This window comes from Thermoflexibacter ruber (assembly GCF_900113045.1).
GTDB classification, from domain to species: domain Bacteria; phylum Bacteroidota; class Bacteroidia; order Cytophagales; family Thermoflexibacteraceae; genus Thermoflexibacter; species Thermoflexibacter ruber.
The window spans coordinates 121,961-135,476 of record NZ_FONY01000010.1; the positions used below are offsets into that span (position 1 = coordinate 121,961).

Consider the following 13,516-nt stretch of genomic DNA (forward strand, 5'->3'; position numbering starts at 1 on the left):
AAAACATGAATCAAGCAAATAATAATAAAATATTTCAAGATATAACTGATGTCTATGAGTTCATCAAAGATAAACAAATAGTTACAGATAGCCGTAGCCTCATTGCTGTACCGAGTGAGGCTGTATTTTTTGCTTTCAAAGGTAAACACGCAGACGGCAATCAATTTGTAGAGGAGATGTATGCAAAAGGAGTGCGTGCTTTTGTAACTAACTTGGAATCGTCTAATTTTCAACACTTGGAAGGGCTTTGGGTCCGAGTACCCCATACGCTTACTGCCCTGCAAGAGTTAGCCACTTTTCATAGGTTACAGTTTCCTCATTTAGAAGTGATTGGTATTACAGGAAGTAATGGGAAAACCATGGTAAAAGAGTGGCTTTCCCAACTTTTACAAGGGAAATTTTCGCTGGTTAAAAGCCCAAAAAGTTACAATTCGCAGTTAGGAGTACCTCTTTCAATTTGGCAAATTAAAGCACATCATCAGATAGGCATATTTGAGGCAGGCATTTCTAAACCCGCTGAGATGGTCAAGTTAGCCCAAATCATACAACCTACTTTGGGTATTTTCACTAACATAGGTACGGCACATGACGAAGGTTTCCATAGCCGCCAAGAAAAAATTAGAGAAAAACTCCAGCTTTTTCAGCATAGTAGGCTAATTATTTACTGCAATAATTATGAGGATATTACACAAGAAATTTTGAAAAGTAAGCCTACCTATCAAACGCTTACATGGGGGAGAAAAGCCAATGCTCATATCCAAATTTTAAATACGGAACGCCATGCAAACAGACAGACTTTGTCTATCCAATACCATTTTCAAAATCACTTATCCCAAGAAAAGTCAGGTAACTACTTGCTTAGCTTACCTTTTACTGATATGGCTTCGGTAGAAAATGCTATGCACTGTGTAGCAATGCTTTTGTATTTGGGCTATGATTTGGCGGAAATCCAATCTCTGATTTACCAGCAATTTGTAGGGAAAAATAAGGCTTTGCCGATGCGTTTGGAGCTAAAGAAGGGTATTCACCAATGTACACTCATAGATGATACTTATACCAATGATTTACAAGCACTTAGTGTGGCTTTAGACTTCATGAACCAACAACGGCAAAAACAAACCTTTGGACAATCCTTGAAGCATAAGACACTTATTTTGTCGGATATTCTCCACACCAATATGGCTTCTGAAAATGTTTATCAGCAAGTAGCACGTATGCTTCAAAGTAATGCTATCAGCAAACTAATAGGTATTGGGCAGGATATTCGTACTTTAGCGGTTTTCCAAGAAGAAACCAAAGACATAGAGAAATATTTTTACTCTGATACAGAGGAGTTTATACAAGATTTCTTACAAGGCAGGATTCATTTTCAAAACGAACAGATTTTGATTAAAGGAGCGAGGAAGTTTCAGTTTGATAGGATTACTGCCTACTTGCAAGAAAAAGTACACGGCACTCGCTTAGAGATTAACTTAGATGCTTTGGTGCATAATTTGAAATTTTATAAGAGTTTGTTAAAACCACAGACCAAGGTTATGGTCATGGTCAAAGCATTTGCTTACGGGAGCGGAAGTGCTGAAGTTGCCAGCGTTTTGCAATACCAAAACGTAGATTATTTGGCTGTAGCCTACACCGATGAGGGAGTGCATCTTAGGGAAAACGGAATCCGCTTACCTATCATGGTGATGAATCCCTCTGAGGAAACTTTTGATAAAATCATACAGTATCGCTTAGAACCAGAGATTTACAGTTTTCGCCTCTTGAAGCAATTTTTAAACTATGCCAAAATGGCTCAGATAAATATGGCTACTCCCTTGCCTATTCACTTGAAGTTGGATACAGGAATGAGGCGATTAGGTTTTGAAGTAATGGAAATAGAGGAAGTTGGCAAAATTTTATCTCAACATACAGCCTTGAAGGTAGCTTCTATTTTTACACATTTAGCAGGGGCTGATGAGGAAAGGCACAATACTTTTTCTTTACAACAACTTACTAATTTTCAAAAAGTAGCCAATGGATTAGAGAATCTTTTGGGTTATCATTTCATCAAACACGCACTAAACTCTGCGGGAATTACCCGATGGGCTGATTATCAAATGGATATGGTAAGGCTTGGTATTGGGCTGTATGGAGTAGAAGCCAACGGATTTCTCCAGCAGCACTTACAAAATGTAACTACTCTAAAGACGACTATCTCACAGATAAAAAATATCAAAAAAGGTGAAACAGTTGGCTATGGAAGGCGTTGGGAGGCTCAGCAAGACAGCAAAATTGGTACGATTGCCATAGGTTATGCTGACGGATATGACCGAAGATTTAGCAATGGACTTGGAAAGGTATTTGTCAAAGGCAAATTAGCACCGATTATCGGAAGTGTTTGTATGGATATGAGCATGATAGACCTGACAGGTATAGACGTAGAAGAAGGGGAGGAGGTCATTGTTTTTGGGAAAGAGGTCAGTGTGATTGATTTGGCAAAAAGCATCAATACCATTCCTTATGAACTTTTTACGGGCATAGGGGAGAGAGTGAAAAGAGTATTTTTTACAGAATAAGTAAATTAGAACATTTAAGCACCTGTTTGCGTTATTATTTAAAAGCCAAAGTTTTAAAAAGTATTTTTGATTAATTATAAAGTTAATTGTCAGAAAAAAACCTTATTATTGTAAGGAGAGTTTTAAATTTTTTTCAAAATAAAGCATTATCTTTGGCATATTGCTAAAAATCATTCACTTTTGATTATGTTTGACCGTATTTTTAATATTTTGCGTGCCAATTTGGGGGATATTTTCCAAGAACAAGAGGAAAAAATCTCTAAGGAAGACTGGGAACTGTACGAGCAGTACCAAAGAAATAAGCGACAAGAGGAGCAGAAAAACTATGAGCAACAGTTTCATCAGTCATCTTGGCAGCAACAGCAAGAAGAAAAGCAGTATTATGGCGTATTAGAATTGCCTTACGGTGCTTCATTTGAGGAAATTAAGATAGCCTACAAGCGTTTGATTAAACAATATCATCCTGACCGCTTTCACAACGACGCAGAAAAGCACAAAGCAGCAGTAGAAATTTCTCAGAAACTGAACGTAGCTTTTGCTTATTTTGAGAAAAAATTTGGTCAGTAGAAGTATTTATAAAAGTAAAATAAGAAATTATCATAGATATAAATTAACATGGGATTCTGGAAAAATTTAGTAGATTCCTTCCGTGCATTCTTAGGATATAAAATAGAACAGCAAGAAGACCCCGTCAAACTTACTGAGCAAAGTATCAGAGAGTTAAAAGTAGATTTGAGTGAGAGTTTGAAAAGTTTGGCAGAGGCAAAGGCAGGCTTCATCAAAGCCAAAAGAGAAGTAGAGCTGCAACAAAAACAGGCTGAGCAGTGTGAGTACAAGGCAACAGCATTGTTGGAAAAAGCCAAAAACGGGCAGTTAGATAGCCAAACAGCCGATAAGTTTGCCTTGATGGAACTGGGAAAAAAAGAGGAGATAATGAGAAGAGTAAATATCAGCCTCAAAGGATTAGAAAATTACGAAGCTATGGTCAAAAAACTCGAGGACCAAACCAGAGCTATCAAAGAGCAAATCTATGCTTGGGAAACTGAACTCAACACGCTTAAAGCCCGTACTAAAATCAGTCAAGCTACTAAAAATCTACACGAAAGACTTTCAAGGTTTGATACTAATAGCACAGCTAATCTGTTGGAGAGCATCAAGGAAAAAGCCATAGAACAAGAGGTGCTTGCTGAGTCTATGGCATATATATCAAGTGGGAAAACCAGTTGGGAAATGGAGGTAGATAAGATTTTGGGTATGGACAAACCTGCCAATAATCCACAACTCAATGAGGCTTTGAACCAACTCAAGCAGAATGTCAATTCGCCTGATTATAAGCCTACTCCGCCGCAAATAGTACAGCCCAAAGATGTGCCTCCACCGAGCAGTTTACTTTCTGAACTGGAAAAATTAAAATCTAAACTTAAAGAATAACTTTCAGATTATGAAAGGAGTAGAAATAATCCAAGACACCAGCAAAAAGCCAAGATATGCTATCATAGACCTGAATATCCTGCAAGATTTGTTTGATGATTTTTTTGGAGCCTTGATGGCAAGTGGTCAAACCAAAGGAGTAGATTTTTTGAGAGATGAAAAAGGCAATATCGTCAAAGCACGCATAGACCTGAATATTCATCAAAAAACTTTTGACAAATTTTTTAGTGAACTCATTGTCAAAGAAATAGATAGCCCCATTACGATTACTCCAGACCTTAGCAGGGCTTCACGCGAAGAAAAACTCAATAGATTGGTCTTGGCGGCTCGTTCTTTCATAGGCACGCCCTACAAACCTGCGGGTGACTCGGTCTTAGGCACAGACTGTTCTGGTTTTAGCTTTATGTGCTTTAAGGAGATAGGGGTTTCCTTGCCAAGAACTTCCAGAGACCAAGCCTCAATAGGAAAGCGAGTAGATGCCAGCGAGTTGCAAGTAGGAGATTTGGTGTTTTATGCGACAGGTTCTGACCCGAATCGCATTTCGCATGTAGGGCTGATAGTCAAAGGAGGGGGGAGGGGAGTAGCCCGCATGATTCATGCTTCCTCGTCAAGAGGAGTAATAGAAGATGACCCTTTTTCTTCTTATTATGCCCCTCGCTTTATTAGTGCTACCAGAGTAGTGTAATTCATGGTATCTAATTGAGGGTATTGTGGGTTTGCAAGTGATAGACGCGCATACTTTCTTCTATCCTTTCAAGTTCTTCCTTAGAAAACTCGTGAGCATAGTATCTTTTGAAAACTGCTATTTTTAGTTCCAAAGGCGAAATATCAGGTTGCTCTGCCCTAATGCTGTTTTCTACCACCATACGCATATAATTTATCATTTCTATTCCCATTAAAAAACGCTCCTCTGGGGTTTTAGAAAAGATAATTTCCGATTGCTTTTTTCTTGCTTCTTCTGTGGTACCGTCCATGTTTAGAGTAAGTTAAAGGTGTTCAAATTCAGTTTTTTACACCAAAACAATAGGTATTTTCTACCGCAGATTTGTAAATATAGAAGTTATCTTTAACGATTTGCACAAATTTTTCCACATTTTGTTCTGTCAATTCTATGACAATATCTATATCTCTGGTCATTCTTGGAGTAGCATAAATATTCAATGCCAAACTTACAGAAGCCATGTACAGAATACCTTGCTTGTCAAGTTCGGAGCAAATCTGCTTTGACAACTCCAAAATCATATTTTATTATGGTTTAAATATCTACTCGAGGATTGGTTTTTCTTTCCTTCAAATCTACCAAATATTCCTTTTTTTTCTATCTTGCATTTTAAAATATTACCCAAGACAAAACATAAACCCTCTATGCCTTATGTCATGGTGGTAACAAGGAAAAAACAAAATAAAAAATTCAAACCTACAAACTCGAAACGCAATACAATGAAATATAAACCACTGATAATTAATACTAATAAAGGTCAAGCAGAAGGAACTCCTGCCGTTTGGAACGAGATGCAAAATGTGCAGAACTTCATCAAAGACATCAGTACTCCTACGGTCAATACAGCCCAAGGAAGCGTAGAACTCTCTGCGGTCATTTCTGGGATTCCTACGCCTTGGGCAAGAGCAATGATGTTTAGGTATGCGATTGAATATCCTTCGCACCCCCCTTCCGTCCCCCCAGTAGGGGGGGAAACAGGTGGGGGAGGGGTTTTCTCCTTCTTTAAATCTCTCCAAGACGAGTGGAAAGGGTTAATTGCAGTGCTGGCACTGGACAATTCGCCGATTTCAGTGGAAAAAGTAGAGTTAAAATACGACAGACCAGACAATCTATTTGAAGTCAAAGGAGCATTGGGCAATATGCTTTTTGATTCTAAACACCTTTGGACAGACGCCGAAGAAATAGAACGAAACCCAGATACACCTCCTTATATTCAGATTATTAAGTACAACGGAATCGTGATTGGGGGAACTTCGCCTCATTCCTTGCTTTTTGCCGCTCCTGTGTATCAGATTCAGCCAAATAAGTCTATTTCAACTTTTTATAAAAATGGTCGTTTTACCAATCCTGTCATTTATTTAGACAATGAAAGTCTGCAAAAACTCTTTGTCTATGTGCAGTTTATTAGGGAAAATATTGTACGATTCCAAGATAAGCTAAGTATTCCCAAAAAACCAAAACATGACTTGACTTTGGTAAAAAACTTTTTGGCAGTTTTTGAAAAGGAAATTTTAGACCAAGCCCGCAAAAATAATTTTGAACTCAATCCTGAGGGTTTAGTAGGCAGTTTGGACAAGTTCAAAAAGCCTTTTGATATTATATTTAATTCAGAATCAAAGATATACGGTTATCAGGGTAATTTTTATTCTCAAAAAATCAACGATAATGCCAAAGAGGTTAATCTTTCTGAACTGCTTTTGCCCGCTGATACGCACTTAGTAGAAATTCGCTTTGCTCCACATGAGTCTGCGGAAAAGTGTACAGTACATCTGCTTGAAGCACAAGGAGATGAGAGAAAGCGATTTTATGCTTTGCCTCTGAGCCAAAAGGGAATTATTCACTTTGAGGAAACTTTGCACCTGCTCTTGGGAAAAGTCAAAGATAGCAATTATCGTAACTCATTATCAGCAGTTTACGAGCCTGAAAAGCGGCAAGTGAAAGTTACATTGAGTTTGGAGATAGACAATGGCAAAAGCAACTTGACGATTGAAAGCATTTATGGAGAAAGCAAAACACAAGATTATGTGATTAACTCCAAGAAAATCATTGCTTTCCCTGATTTTGTGTCTGATTTGTGGCAGAGTTATTACCTCTATTCTGAGTTGCCACACAATACCAATGAGGTAGTGCGGGCGCACCCTGTTTTGGCAGATTATGATTTTAAGTTTAAGATTATTCCTAAAAATCCTGATGTAAAGGATTCGCATGATAGTTTGGCGATTTTAGGGAGTGTAAACCTGTCAGCAGTTCCACTGCGGGTTCAAGACCTGACAGGTTTAAGTAACCTTTTAGTCCAATACGACTACGACAAATTGGGCGCAACTAATGTAAAATATGAGATTTATGAGTCAAAACTGCCCTTCAAAGGAGTAGAACTCCGCAGTCAGAATTTGGCACAAGGCGGAAATAAGATATGTGGGTATTTGGTCGCCAAAGATATTCGCCTTTCTGACAAATACAGTTTCAAAAAGTTGCAATTCAACTCTTTACAGCCTGCAAAAATTGGTTTTGACTTTGGAAGCAACAATATTTGTGTGAGTTTTACCAAGTCTTATTCACAACCGCAACTTATTCATTTTAAGAATCGTAGGCGATTTTTCTTGGGAAATGAAATAGAGGACGAGCAAAAAGTAAAACCTGCCGAACCCAACGAATTGTTTTTTTTCCAAAATGAAGAACGCTTAGGGCAACTCAAATCTATGATCTTAGTGCATGATGAAAAGCGACTTGCCAAAGGTGAAATTGATATTGCCAAAGCTGTAAGCGGTGGTTTTCCTGTTTTTGAGTACAATGTGCCTGTCAGTGAGCCTATTACAAGTACAAAATATACAGTGCGTTTGGGGACTTCGCAAGCGGAGATTTACTACAATATGAAATGGTCGCACGTGGAAAAGGAAAACAAATACAAGGAAGCATTGCTCAAAACGCTTTGGTTGAAAATCTATGCAGAGTTATTTGCTGAAAATGAGGCATATCCCGCAGAGTTGGCTTGGGCGTACCCTTCGGCAATGAGCGAAAGTACACGTATCCAATATGGGCTTTTGTGGGAAAGCGTAGCCATGCAAAAACCTTTGAATGAGCAGTATGCAAAAGCAAAAGTTGCCGCAGTCCATGCAATAGACCACAGAGCATTGACCGAAAGTGAAGCAGTTTGTAAGTATGCTTTGAGTAGTTTGGGGGGAATGTCGCCTTCGCAAGATATTTTAGTAGTGGGCTATGATGTAGGGGGAAGTACAACAGATATTTTGATGATTTTGAAGGTAAAAGACGAAAAAGGGAATTACATCAATCGCCTCATCAAGCAAAGTTCGGTCTTAGTAGCGGCTTCGGCTTTGGCAGAAAGTGTAAAAAAATCCCGCAAGTTGCAGACGGCTATTCAGACTTTTGTGGAGCAGATGCCTCACATCGGGACAATTTATGGTATCAAAAATATCAATGAGCAAACCGCACCCTATTTCCTCAATGTGCTTTTTGACCGCCTCAATCACGAGGATTTGGATAACTTGTATAAGACTTTTTTCCGCACCGAGGCAAAGGAAATTTTTGCAGTAAGTGCTTTCATTACAGGGCTTTTGAGTTTTTACAGTGGACAAATTACAGCTAAGGTTATAGAAAAATATCCCGAAATCAAAATGGTGCAAAGGGGCTTTTATGGCAAAGGAGGTAAAATTTTTGATTGGTTGCCAAGCGTGGTGCAGGGGCTTGGAGAGCAGTTTTATAATGATTGCTTCCTTGCAGGAGTAAATCTGTCAGGTTTGCGAAACCTAACAGATTTGAGGCTTTTAAGTAGCTTAGGCGGCAAGCACCACAAATCAGAAGTTTCCTTTGGGCTTTCTACTTCCCAAGAGGTGGACATGAGCAATGCCAATGAAATACCTGAAATCATAGGAGAGTCTGGCTACCGCTTTGAGGGGCATGAATTTACTCATTTGGACAAAATAGAAGTGCATCACTTGGAAAATTTTGATGGGGCGTTTGGTGTGCCAAGTCAGTTTGCGCAGTTGCAAAAGTTTGTGGATTTATATTGCCAATTTGCTGACCGTTTTAAACTGATTAACACGCAGACAATCAAGCGAGAAATGGAACTTTTGCCTGTAACTTTCCGCAACTACCTCTCGACTTACCCTGAATACGTTGCAGCAAGGGAGCGCAGGACAAAAGGAGATAGCTTTGACTTCTGCTCGCCACTGATTGTTTTGGAGGGAATGTGTTTGTTTGAAAAAGTGATTTTGGAGAAGTGCTTTTAGCTACGAATTGCACTCGGTACGAAGTACCAATTTGCACGAATGGTTTGTAGCCACGAATCGCACCAATTTGCACGAATGGTTTACGGAATTGATTGATAAAATTCTAATTCACTGTCGTTTTGCTTTTCTCATGTTCTTCTTTTCGCTTACGCCAAAAGGCTTTTTCGCTTTTCTCCAACCATGCTCCGATAATAAAAGAGGTTACTATCAGCACGATAAAAAAAACATAAGCGGCTACTTCCATTGCTGTTATCATAGTACTTTGATTTTTGTTTAAGCAAAAATAAGTAGCCACTTTAAACTGCCCGTAAAGAGAATATTAAATCACTATGAATCATAAATGATGAGGTTATAATCTAAAATTGAAATAGTTTTCAAAAACCTTTATTCTCGCAAATTTTGCTCAAATAGCTTTAAAATTCTTTTATACTCATCAGCCCAGCTCGTAGGCTCTACAAAGCCGTGGTCTTCGAGGGGGTAAACTGCCAATTCCCAATTTTCTTTTCTTAACTCTATTAGTCTTTGAGCTAAGCGAACTACATCTTGGAAATGCACATTGACATCTATCATGCCATGACACATTAGCAATGCTCCTTTTAGTCCCTCGGCATGGTAAATGGGCGAACTTTTTGCATAGCTTAGACTATCTAAGACAGGCGTATTTAAAATATTATTGGTGTAGCCATGATTGTAGTGCGCCCAATCGGTTACAGGGCGAAGTGCTGCTCCCGCCGCAAATACATCAGGAGTAGTGAACATTGCCATTAGTGTAATGAAGCCACCATAAGAACCGCCATAAATGCCTATTTTTTTAGGATTCACCTTGTACTTTTCTACTAAGAACTTTGCTCCGTCCACATGGTCATCTAAGTCCTTACCACCCATAAAGCGATAAATACCTGTACGCCAATCTCTTCCATAACCAGCACTTGCTCGATAGTCTATGTCCAAAACATAATAGCCCCTATCTACCAATAAGTTATGAAACATATACTCTCGGAAATAAGAACTCCAACGTTTGTGTGCATTTTGCAGATAACCTGCCCCATGCACAAAAATCACCGCAGGGGCATTCTCCTTGGCGTTCTCAGGCTTGTAAAGACGAGCATAAACGTCTGCTCCATCTCTTGCTTTGAAAGTCAGTACTTCGGGGTCTCTCCAAGGGTACGTCTTAAAATCTTCTGTCAGCGAAAAGGTTAATTGTTTGAAATTGGTATTTTCCTTGTTTTCAGCCAAATAGAGTTCTATGGGCTTGTTGCTATAAGAATATAAGTTAGCCAAGTATTTTTCATCAGGCGAGAGAGTAATATCATTGCCTCCTGTCATATTGGTCAGTTTGATGGCTTTACCGCCTTCTAAGGGCATTTTGTAAAAGTGGTCTTCACCCGGATGAACTTCGGAGGTAGTCAAATACCAGAACTTTTTGTCTTTGGAAAGTTCTACGCCTCTCACTTCGTATTTGCCAGAAGTAAGTGCCTTTTTTACTCCTGTTTCTACGTTGATAGTATAGAGGTGCGAATAGCCTGTTTCTTCTGATTGGAAATAGAAAGTTTTGTTGTCTGGAAGCCAGCCCGCAGTACCAGAGCCAAATACAAAACCACCGATGCCCGGTCCGCCAATCCAAGCCTCATCATGCAGTTGAACCAAGTTTTTGTACTTTCCAGTTCTTACATCAAAATCCACATACCACCGGTCTTTGTTGTCCATAGAATTGATTACTAAAACTGCCTTTTTTCCATCCTCAGTCCACAAAATATTTGCAGGAACAACTTTTCTTGGTTTTTCAGGCTCTTTTTTTGTTTTCTCATACTCCTTCAAAAATTCGGGCTTCTTGCTGATGTTAGGTAGGTCTTTGAAGTCGACCATGAAAGTTGTATCTTTTTGAATGTCATACACCCAAAATTCATACGAGCCTTGGTCACTTCCTACTTTGGTGCGAGTATTGATGTCTTCGGTGTAGCCCGATTGGGTTACATAATTGGGAACTATGGCATTTTTAGGCTTTTCAGGTCTTTGGGCAAGGCGATAAGTAACAAATTTCTCATCGGGACTTAAAGTCAAATTCTCCACACTTTTATTTTGTATATAAATCTCCAAAGGCTTTTTTGCCTTGATAGAAAACTTACTTTCTGCTTCTTGGCGTTTTTTAGCGTTGTCTGCCTTTTCTTTTCTTTCCCTTAAAACCTGAATCCAACGCAGTTGGTCATTTTCTAACCACTTGTCCTGCTCATCTTTTTTAGGCTCAGGCTGTTTTGAGCCTCTTTTGAAATCAGTATATTGGGTTAAAGCGGCAGTTTTCAAGTTGATAGAGAATATGTTATCTCCTCTTTGGAAAATAATTTTGCTTTCGTCAAGCGAAAAACGAGGGCTAAACTCAAAATCTCCCGTGCCAGTAAGTTGGAGAATATTTCCGTTGGGAATTTCTTTGAGAAAAATATCGCCTTCTCTGATGAAAAGTGCCTTTGTACGTGTTTTGTTATATACCGCATTGAAAGGCAATAACTTAGCTTTTTGTTCAGGGCTTACTTTGAAAATTTTGCCATCGCCAATATTTACTCCGTAAAGTGAGCTAACTTCTTCTTTGTCAGGATTCCACTGAAAGTAAATCGTTTTGCTGTCCTCAGACCATTGTACTTGGGAGGGGGCTGTCCCTATCCAAGTTTTGGGGTCTTGCATAATTCTATCTACTGTTAAGACAGGTTTGGTGGACTGAGCAAAAGCATTGAAAATGAATAAGAAGAAAAAAATTGGGTAAAGTAGTTTTCTCATTGTCAAGGTTTTTTAAGGTTTTGAAAGAAAATAAAAAAAGTTGGTTTCGTTAATTTTATCCTAACTCTTGCAAAGGATGCCAAAATAGTTTTTCAAAATCTTTGACTTGGTCGTTCTCGACAGTAATTCCTTCTGCTTGTAAAAGTTCTTGCATTCTTGTTGGCGAGCCAAAGTGATGTTTTCCTGTCAGTATTCCACTCCTATTTACTACTCTATGAGCGGGTACACTTGGGTCAGTATGTGCGGCATTCATTGCCCATCCGACCATACGCGCGCTACTTTTCATACCCAAGTACTCTGCAATTGCTCCATAGGAAGTAACCCTCCCTTTGGGAATAAGCCTGACTACTGCATAGACATCGTCAAAAAAATTTTTGTACTTGGGTAAATCTAACATCGTTCATATACATTGATAAGAAATTACTGCACTGTGATTTCTTTTTTCTTTTCTAACTCGCTCCAAATCAATGCACTTGCTCCTAACACGGCGGCATTTTTGCCTTCTAAGCCAGAGATAAGGAGCTTGACCTTGTTGCGATAGATAGGAAAAAGATAGGCTTCCATATATTTTTTTGTTGGTTCTAACAAATACTTGCCTGCTTTGGTCAAACCTCCAAACAGTACAATAGCCTCTGGGCTTAGATGAGCCACTGCATCTGCTAATTTCATGCCTAACAAGCGACCTGTATATTCAAAACAGGCAATAGCGATAGCATCTCCTTTGAGTGCGGCATCAGTAATCATACTTGCATCTAATTGATTAAAAGACACATCTCTCAAAGGACTTGGTTCTATCATTTTTGCCATCATTTCAAAGGCAGTGCGTTTAATCCCTGTGGCAGATACATACGCCTCTAAAACGCCTTGGTTGCTGTTGCCGTGAAAGCGACCATTAGGGTCGACTATCAAATGCCCTAATTCTCCTGCAAATCCGTCATGTCCATAGATTAATTGCCCGTTAGCGACTAAGCCACTTCCTAAACCTGTTCCAAGCGTGATGATAATAAAATCCTTCATGCCTTGTGCTACTCCGAAAAGCATTTCCCCTATGGCAGCGGCATTGGCATCATTGGTAAGTACAGTAGGTAACTTGTAGTGTTCTTGTACCAAATAAGCCAAAGGCACCATCTTCCCCCAGTTGATATTGGCGGCATCTTCTACTGTTCCTGTATAGTAGTTCCCGTTGGGTACGCCAATGCCTATCCCGCGTATTTCTACGGGAATGGAAATAGTTTTTAAAAGGTCATCTATACTTTGGTAAAGGCGAGGCAAGAACTGTTTGATTTCCTGCTCTGCCTTCGTAGGCATAGAGCCTTCCTCTAAGCAATTGCCTTCTTTATCCACAAAGCCAAATTTTGTATTTGTACCTCCTATGTCTATCCCTATGACTACGGGTATGATGTCTTTGGTAATATCGCTCATATTTGAGAATTAAAAAATTTAGGTTTAGATTTTGAAAATGCTATTTTAACGTGAATTATTTTACATTTTCTTGAATAAATACAATTTGTTTGTCCTCTAATTTTTGTGGATATGCTTTTATGTTTGGTGTTTTTTCCAAAAATGTATAAGCAATTAAGCCTGCCAGCAAATTAATAAGAAAATTTTTAGGGCTTCTGTGCCTTGAATGTTCTATATTTAGTTGATTTTTAAGTACATCGAAAGCAGTTTCTATCAATCCTCTATGCCTTAAATAATAGGCTTGTGGTTCTGTTAATACTTGATTTTTCTTCATATTAGCTCTTAACTTAGTGATTAAGTGCAAGTTTCTTTCTGCAAATTCTTCTTTTAGT

The 13,516-nt window shown here is 38.9% G+C and carries 12 protein-coding genes; 5 read left to right on the plus strand and 7 right to left on the minus strand.

The features are described from left to right. Positions 1–5: 5 nt before the first annotated feature. From BM141_RS07475 to BM141_RS07490, 4 genes are all read left to right on the plus strand, one after another. The gene (locus tag BM141_RS07475) at positions 6–2,555 is read left to right on the plus strand and encodes a bifunctional UDP-N-acetylmuramoyl-tripeptide:D-alanyl-D-alanine ligase/alanine racemase (protein ID WP_091542682.1); all 2,550 of its coding nucleotides are present in this window, start codon (positions 6–8) and stop codon (positions 2,553–2,555) included. Positions 2,556–2,741: 186 nt separating this feature from the next. Beyond that, positions 2,742–3,122, plus strand: a complete 381-nt coding sequence (locus BM141_RS07480; RefSeq protein ID WP_091542643.1) for a J domain-containing protein — start codon at positions 2,742–2,744, stop codon at positions 3,120–3,122. 48 nt (positions 3,123–3,170) lie between these two features. Then, the gene (locus tag BM141_RS07485; protein WP_091542646.1) at positions 3,171–3,986 is read left to right on the plus strand and encodes a PspA/IM30 family protein; all 816 of its coding nucleotides are present in this window, start codon (positions 3,171–3,173) and stop codon (positions 3,984–3,986) included. 10 nt (positions 3,987–3,996) lie between these two features. Then, positions 3,997–4,671, plus strand: a complete 675-nt coding sequence (locus tag BM141_RS07490; protein WP_091542650.1) for a C40 family peptidase — start codon at positions 3,997–3,999, stop codon at positions 4,669–4,671. A gap of 10 nt (positions 4,672–4,681) precedes the next feature. On the opposite strand, the gene BM141_RS07495 is transcribed toward BM141_RS07490, so the two are convergent. Together BM141_RS07495 and BM141_RS07500 are read right to left on the minus strand one after the other, a co-directional pair. After that, the gene (locus tag BM141_RS07495) at positions 4,682–4,960 is read right to left on the minus strand and encodes a hypothetical protein (RefSeq protein ID WP_091542653.1); all 279 of its coding nucleotides are present in this window, start codon (positions 4,958–4,960) and stop codon (positions 4,682–4,684) included. 28 nt (positions 4,961–4,988) lie between these two features. After that, positions 4,989–5,228: a hypothetical protein gene (locus BM141_RS07500; RefSeq protein ID WP_143090837.1), complete on the minus strand. Its 240-nt coding sequence runs from the start codon at positions 5,226–5,228 to the stop codon at positions 4,989–4,991. Positions 5,229–5,426: 198 nt separating this feature from the next. On the opposite strand from BM141_RS07500, the gene BM141_RS07505 reads away from it, so the two are divergent. Then, positions 5,427–8,954: a hypothetical protein gene (locus BM141_RS07505; RefSeq protein WP_143090838.1), complete on the plus strand. Its 3,528-nt coding sequence runs from the start codon at positions 5,427–5,429 to the stop codon at positions 8,952–8,954. Between the two features lie 103 nt (positions 8,955–9,057). Here the strand turns inward: BM141_RS07505 and BM141_RS22860 are convergent, their stop codons facing one another. From BM141_RS22860 to BM141_RS07525, 5 genes are all read right to left on the minus strand, one after another. Beyond that, positions 9,058–9,210 carry a hypothetical protein gene (locus tag BM141_RS22860; protein ID WP_177217299.1) on the minus strand — a complete coding sequence of 51 codons (153 nt, stop codon included), beginning with the start codon at positions 9,208–9,210 and terminating at the stop codon, positions 9,058–9,060. Between the two features lie 128 nt (positions 9,211–9,338). Continuing rightward, on the minus strand, positions 9,339–11,723 hold the full coding sequence (locus BM141_RS07510; protein WP_091542661.1) for a S9 family peptidase: 2,385 nt from the start codon (positions 11,721–11,723) through the stop codon (positions 9,339–9,341). A gap of 55 nt (positions 11,724–11,778) precedes the next feature. Continuing rightward, positions 11,779–12,120: an MGMT family protein gene (locus BM141_RS07515; RefSeq protein ID WP_091542665.1), complete on the minus strand. Its 342-nt coding sequence runs from the start codon at positions 12,118–12,120 to the stop codon at positions 11,779–11,781. A 23-nt stretch (positions 12,121–12,143) separates the two neighbouring features. Beyond that, a complete protein-coding gene (locus BM141_RS07520; RefSeq protein WP_091542668.1) occupies positions 12,144–13,145 on the minus strand; it encodes an ROK family protein in 1,002 nt (333 codons plus the stop codon). Between the two features lie 55 nt (positions 13,146–13,200). Beyond that, positions 13,201–13,516 (minus strand): transposase (locus tag BM141_RS07525; protein ID WP_143090839.1); only part of this gene is annotated, 316 nt, incomplete at its 5' end.

What these genes read in the sequence shown, in the direction of transcription:
- BM141_RS07475 (WP_091542682.1), top strand. Translation starts at nt 6, where the DNA reads ATGAATCAAGCAAATAATAATAAAATATTTCAAGATATAACTGATGTC.
- BM141_RS07480 (WP_091542643.1), top strand. Translation starts at nt 2,742, where the DNA reads ATGTTTGACCGTATTTTTAATATTTTGCGTGCCAATTTGGGGGATATT.
- BM141_RS07485 (WP_091542646.1), top strand. Translation starts at nt 3,171, where the DNA reads ATGGGATTCTGGAAAAATTTAGTAGATTCCTTCCGTGCATTCTTAGGA.
- BM141_RS07490 (WP_091542650.1), top strand. Translation starts at nt 3,997, where the DNA reads ATGAAAGGAGTAGAAATAATCCAAGACACCAGCAAAAAGCCAAGATAT.
- BM141_RS07495 (WP_091542653.1), bottom strand. Translation starts at nt 4,960, where the DNA reads ATGGACGGTACCACAGAAGAAGCAAGAAAAAAGCAATCGGAAATTATC.
- BM141_RS07500 (WP_143090837.1), bottom strand. Translation starts at nt 5,228, where the DNA reads ATGATTTTGGAGTTGTCAAAGCAGATTTGCTCCGAACTTGACAAGCAA.
- BM141_RS07505 (WP_143090838.1), top strand. Translation starts at nt 5,427, where the DNA reads ATGAAATATAAACCACTGATAATTAATACTAATAAAGGTCAAGCAGAA.
- BM141_RS22860 (WP_177217299.1), bottom strand. Translation starts at nt 9,210, where the DNA reads ATGATAACAGCAATGGAAGTAGCCGCTTATGTTTTTTTTATCGTGCTG.
- BM141_RS07510 (WP_091542661.1), bottom strand. Translation starts at nt 11,723, where the DNA reads ATGAGAAAACTACTTTACCCAATTTTTTTCTTCTTATTCATTTTCAAT.
- BM141_RS07515 (WP_091542665.1), bottom strand. Translation starts at nt 12,120, where the DNA reads ATGTTAGATTTACCCAAGTACAAAAATTTTTTTGACGATGTCTATGCA.
- BM141_RS07520 (WP_091542668.1), bottom strand. Translation starts at nt 13,145, where the DNA reads ATGAGCGATATTACCAAAGACATCATACCCGTAGTCATAGGGATAGAC.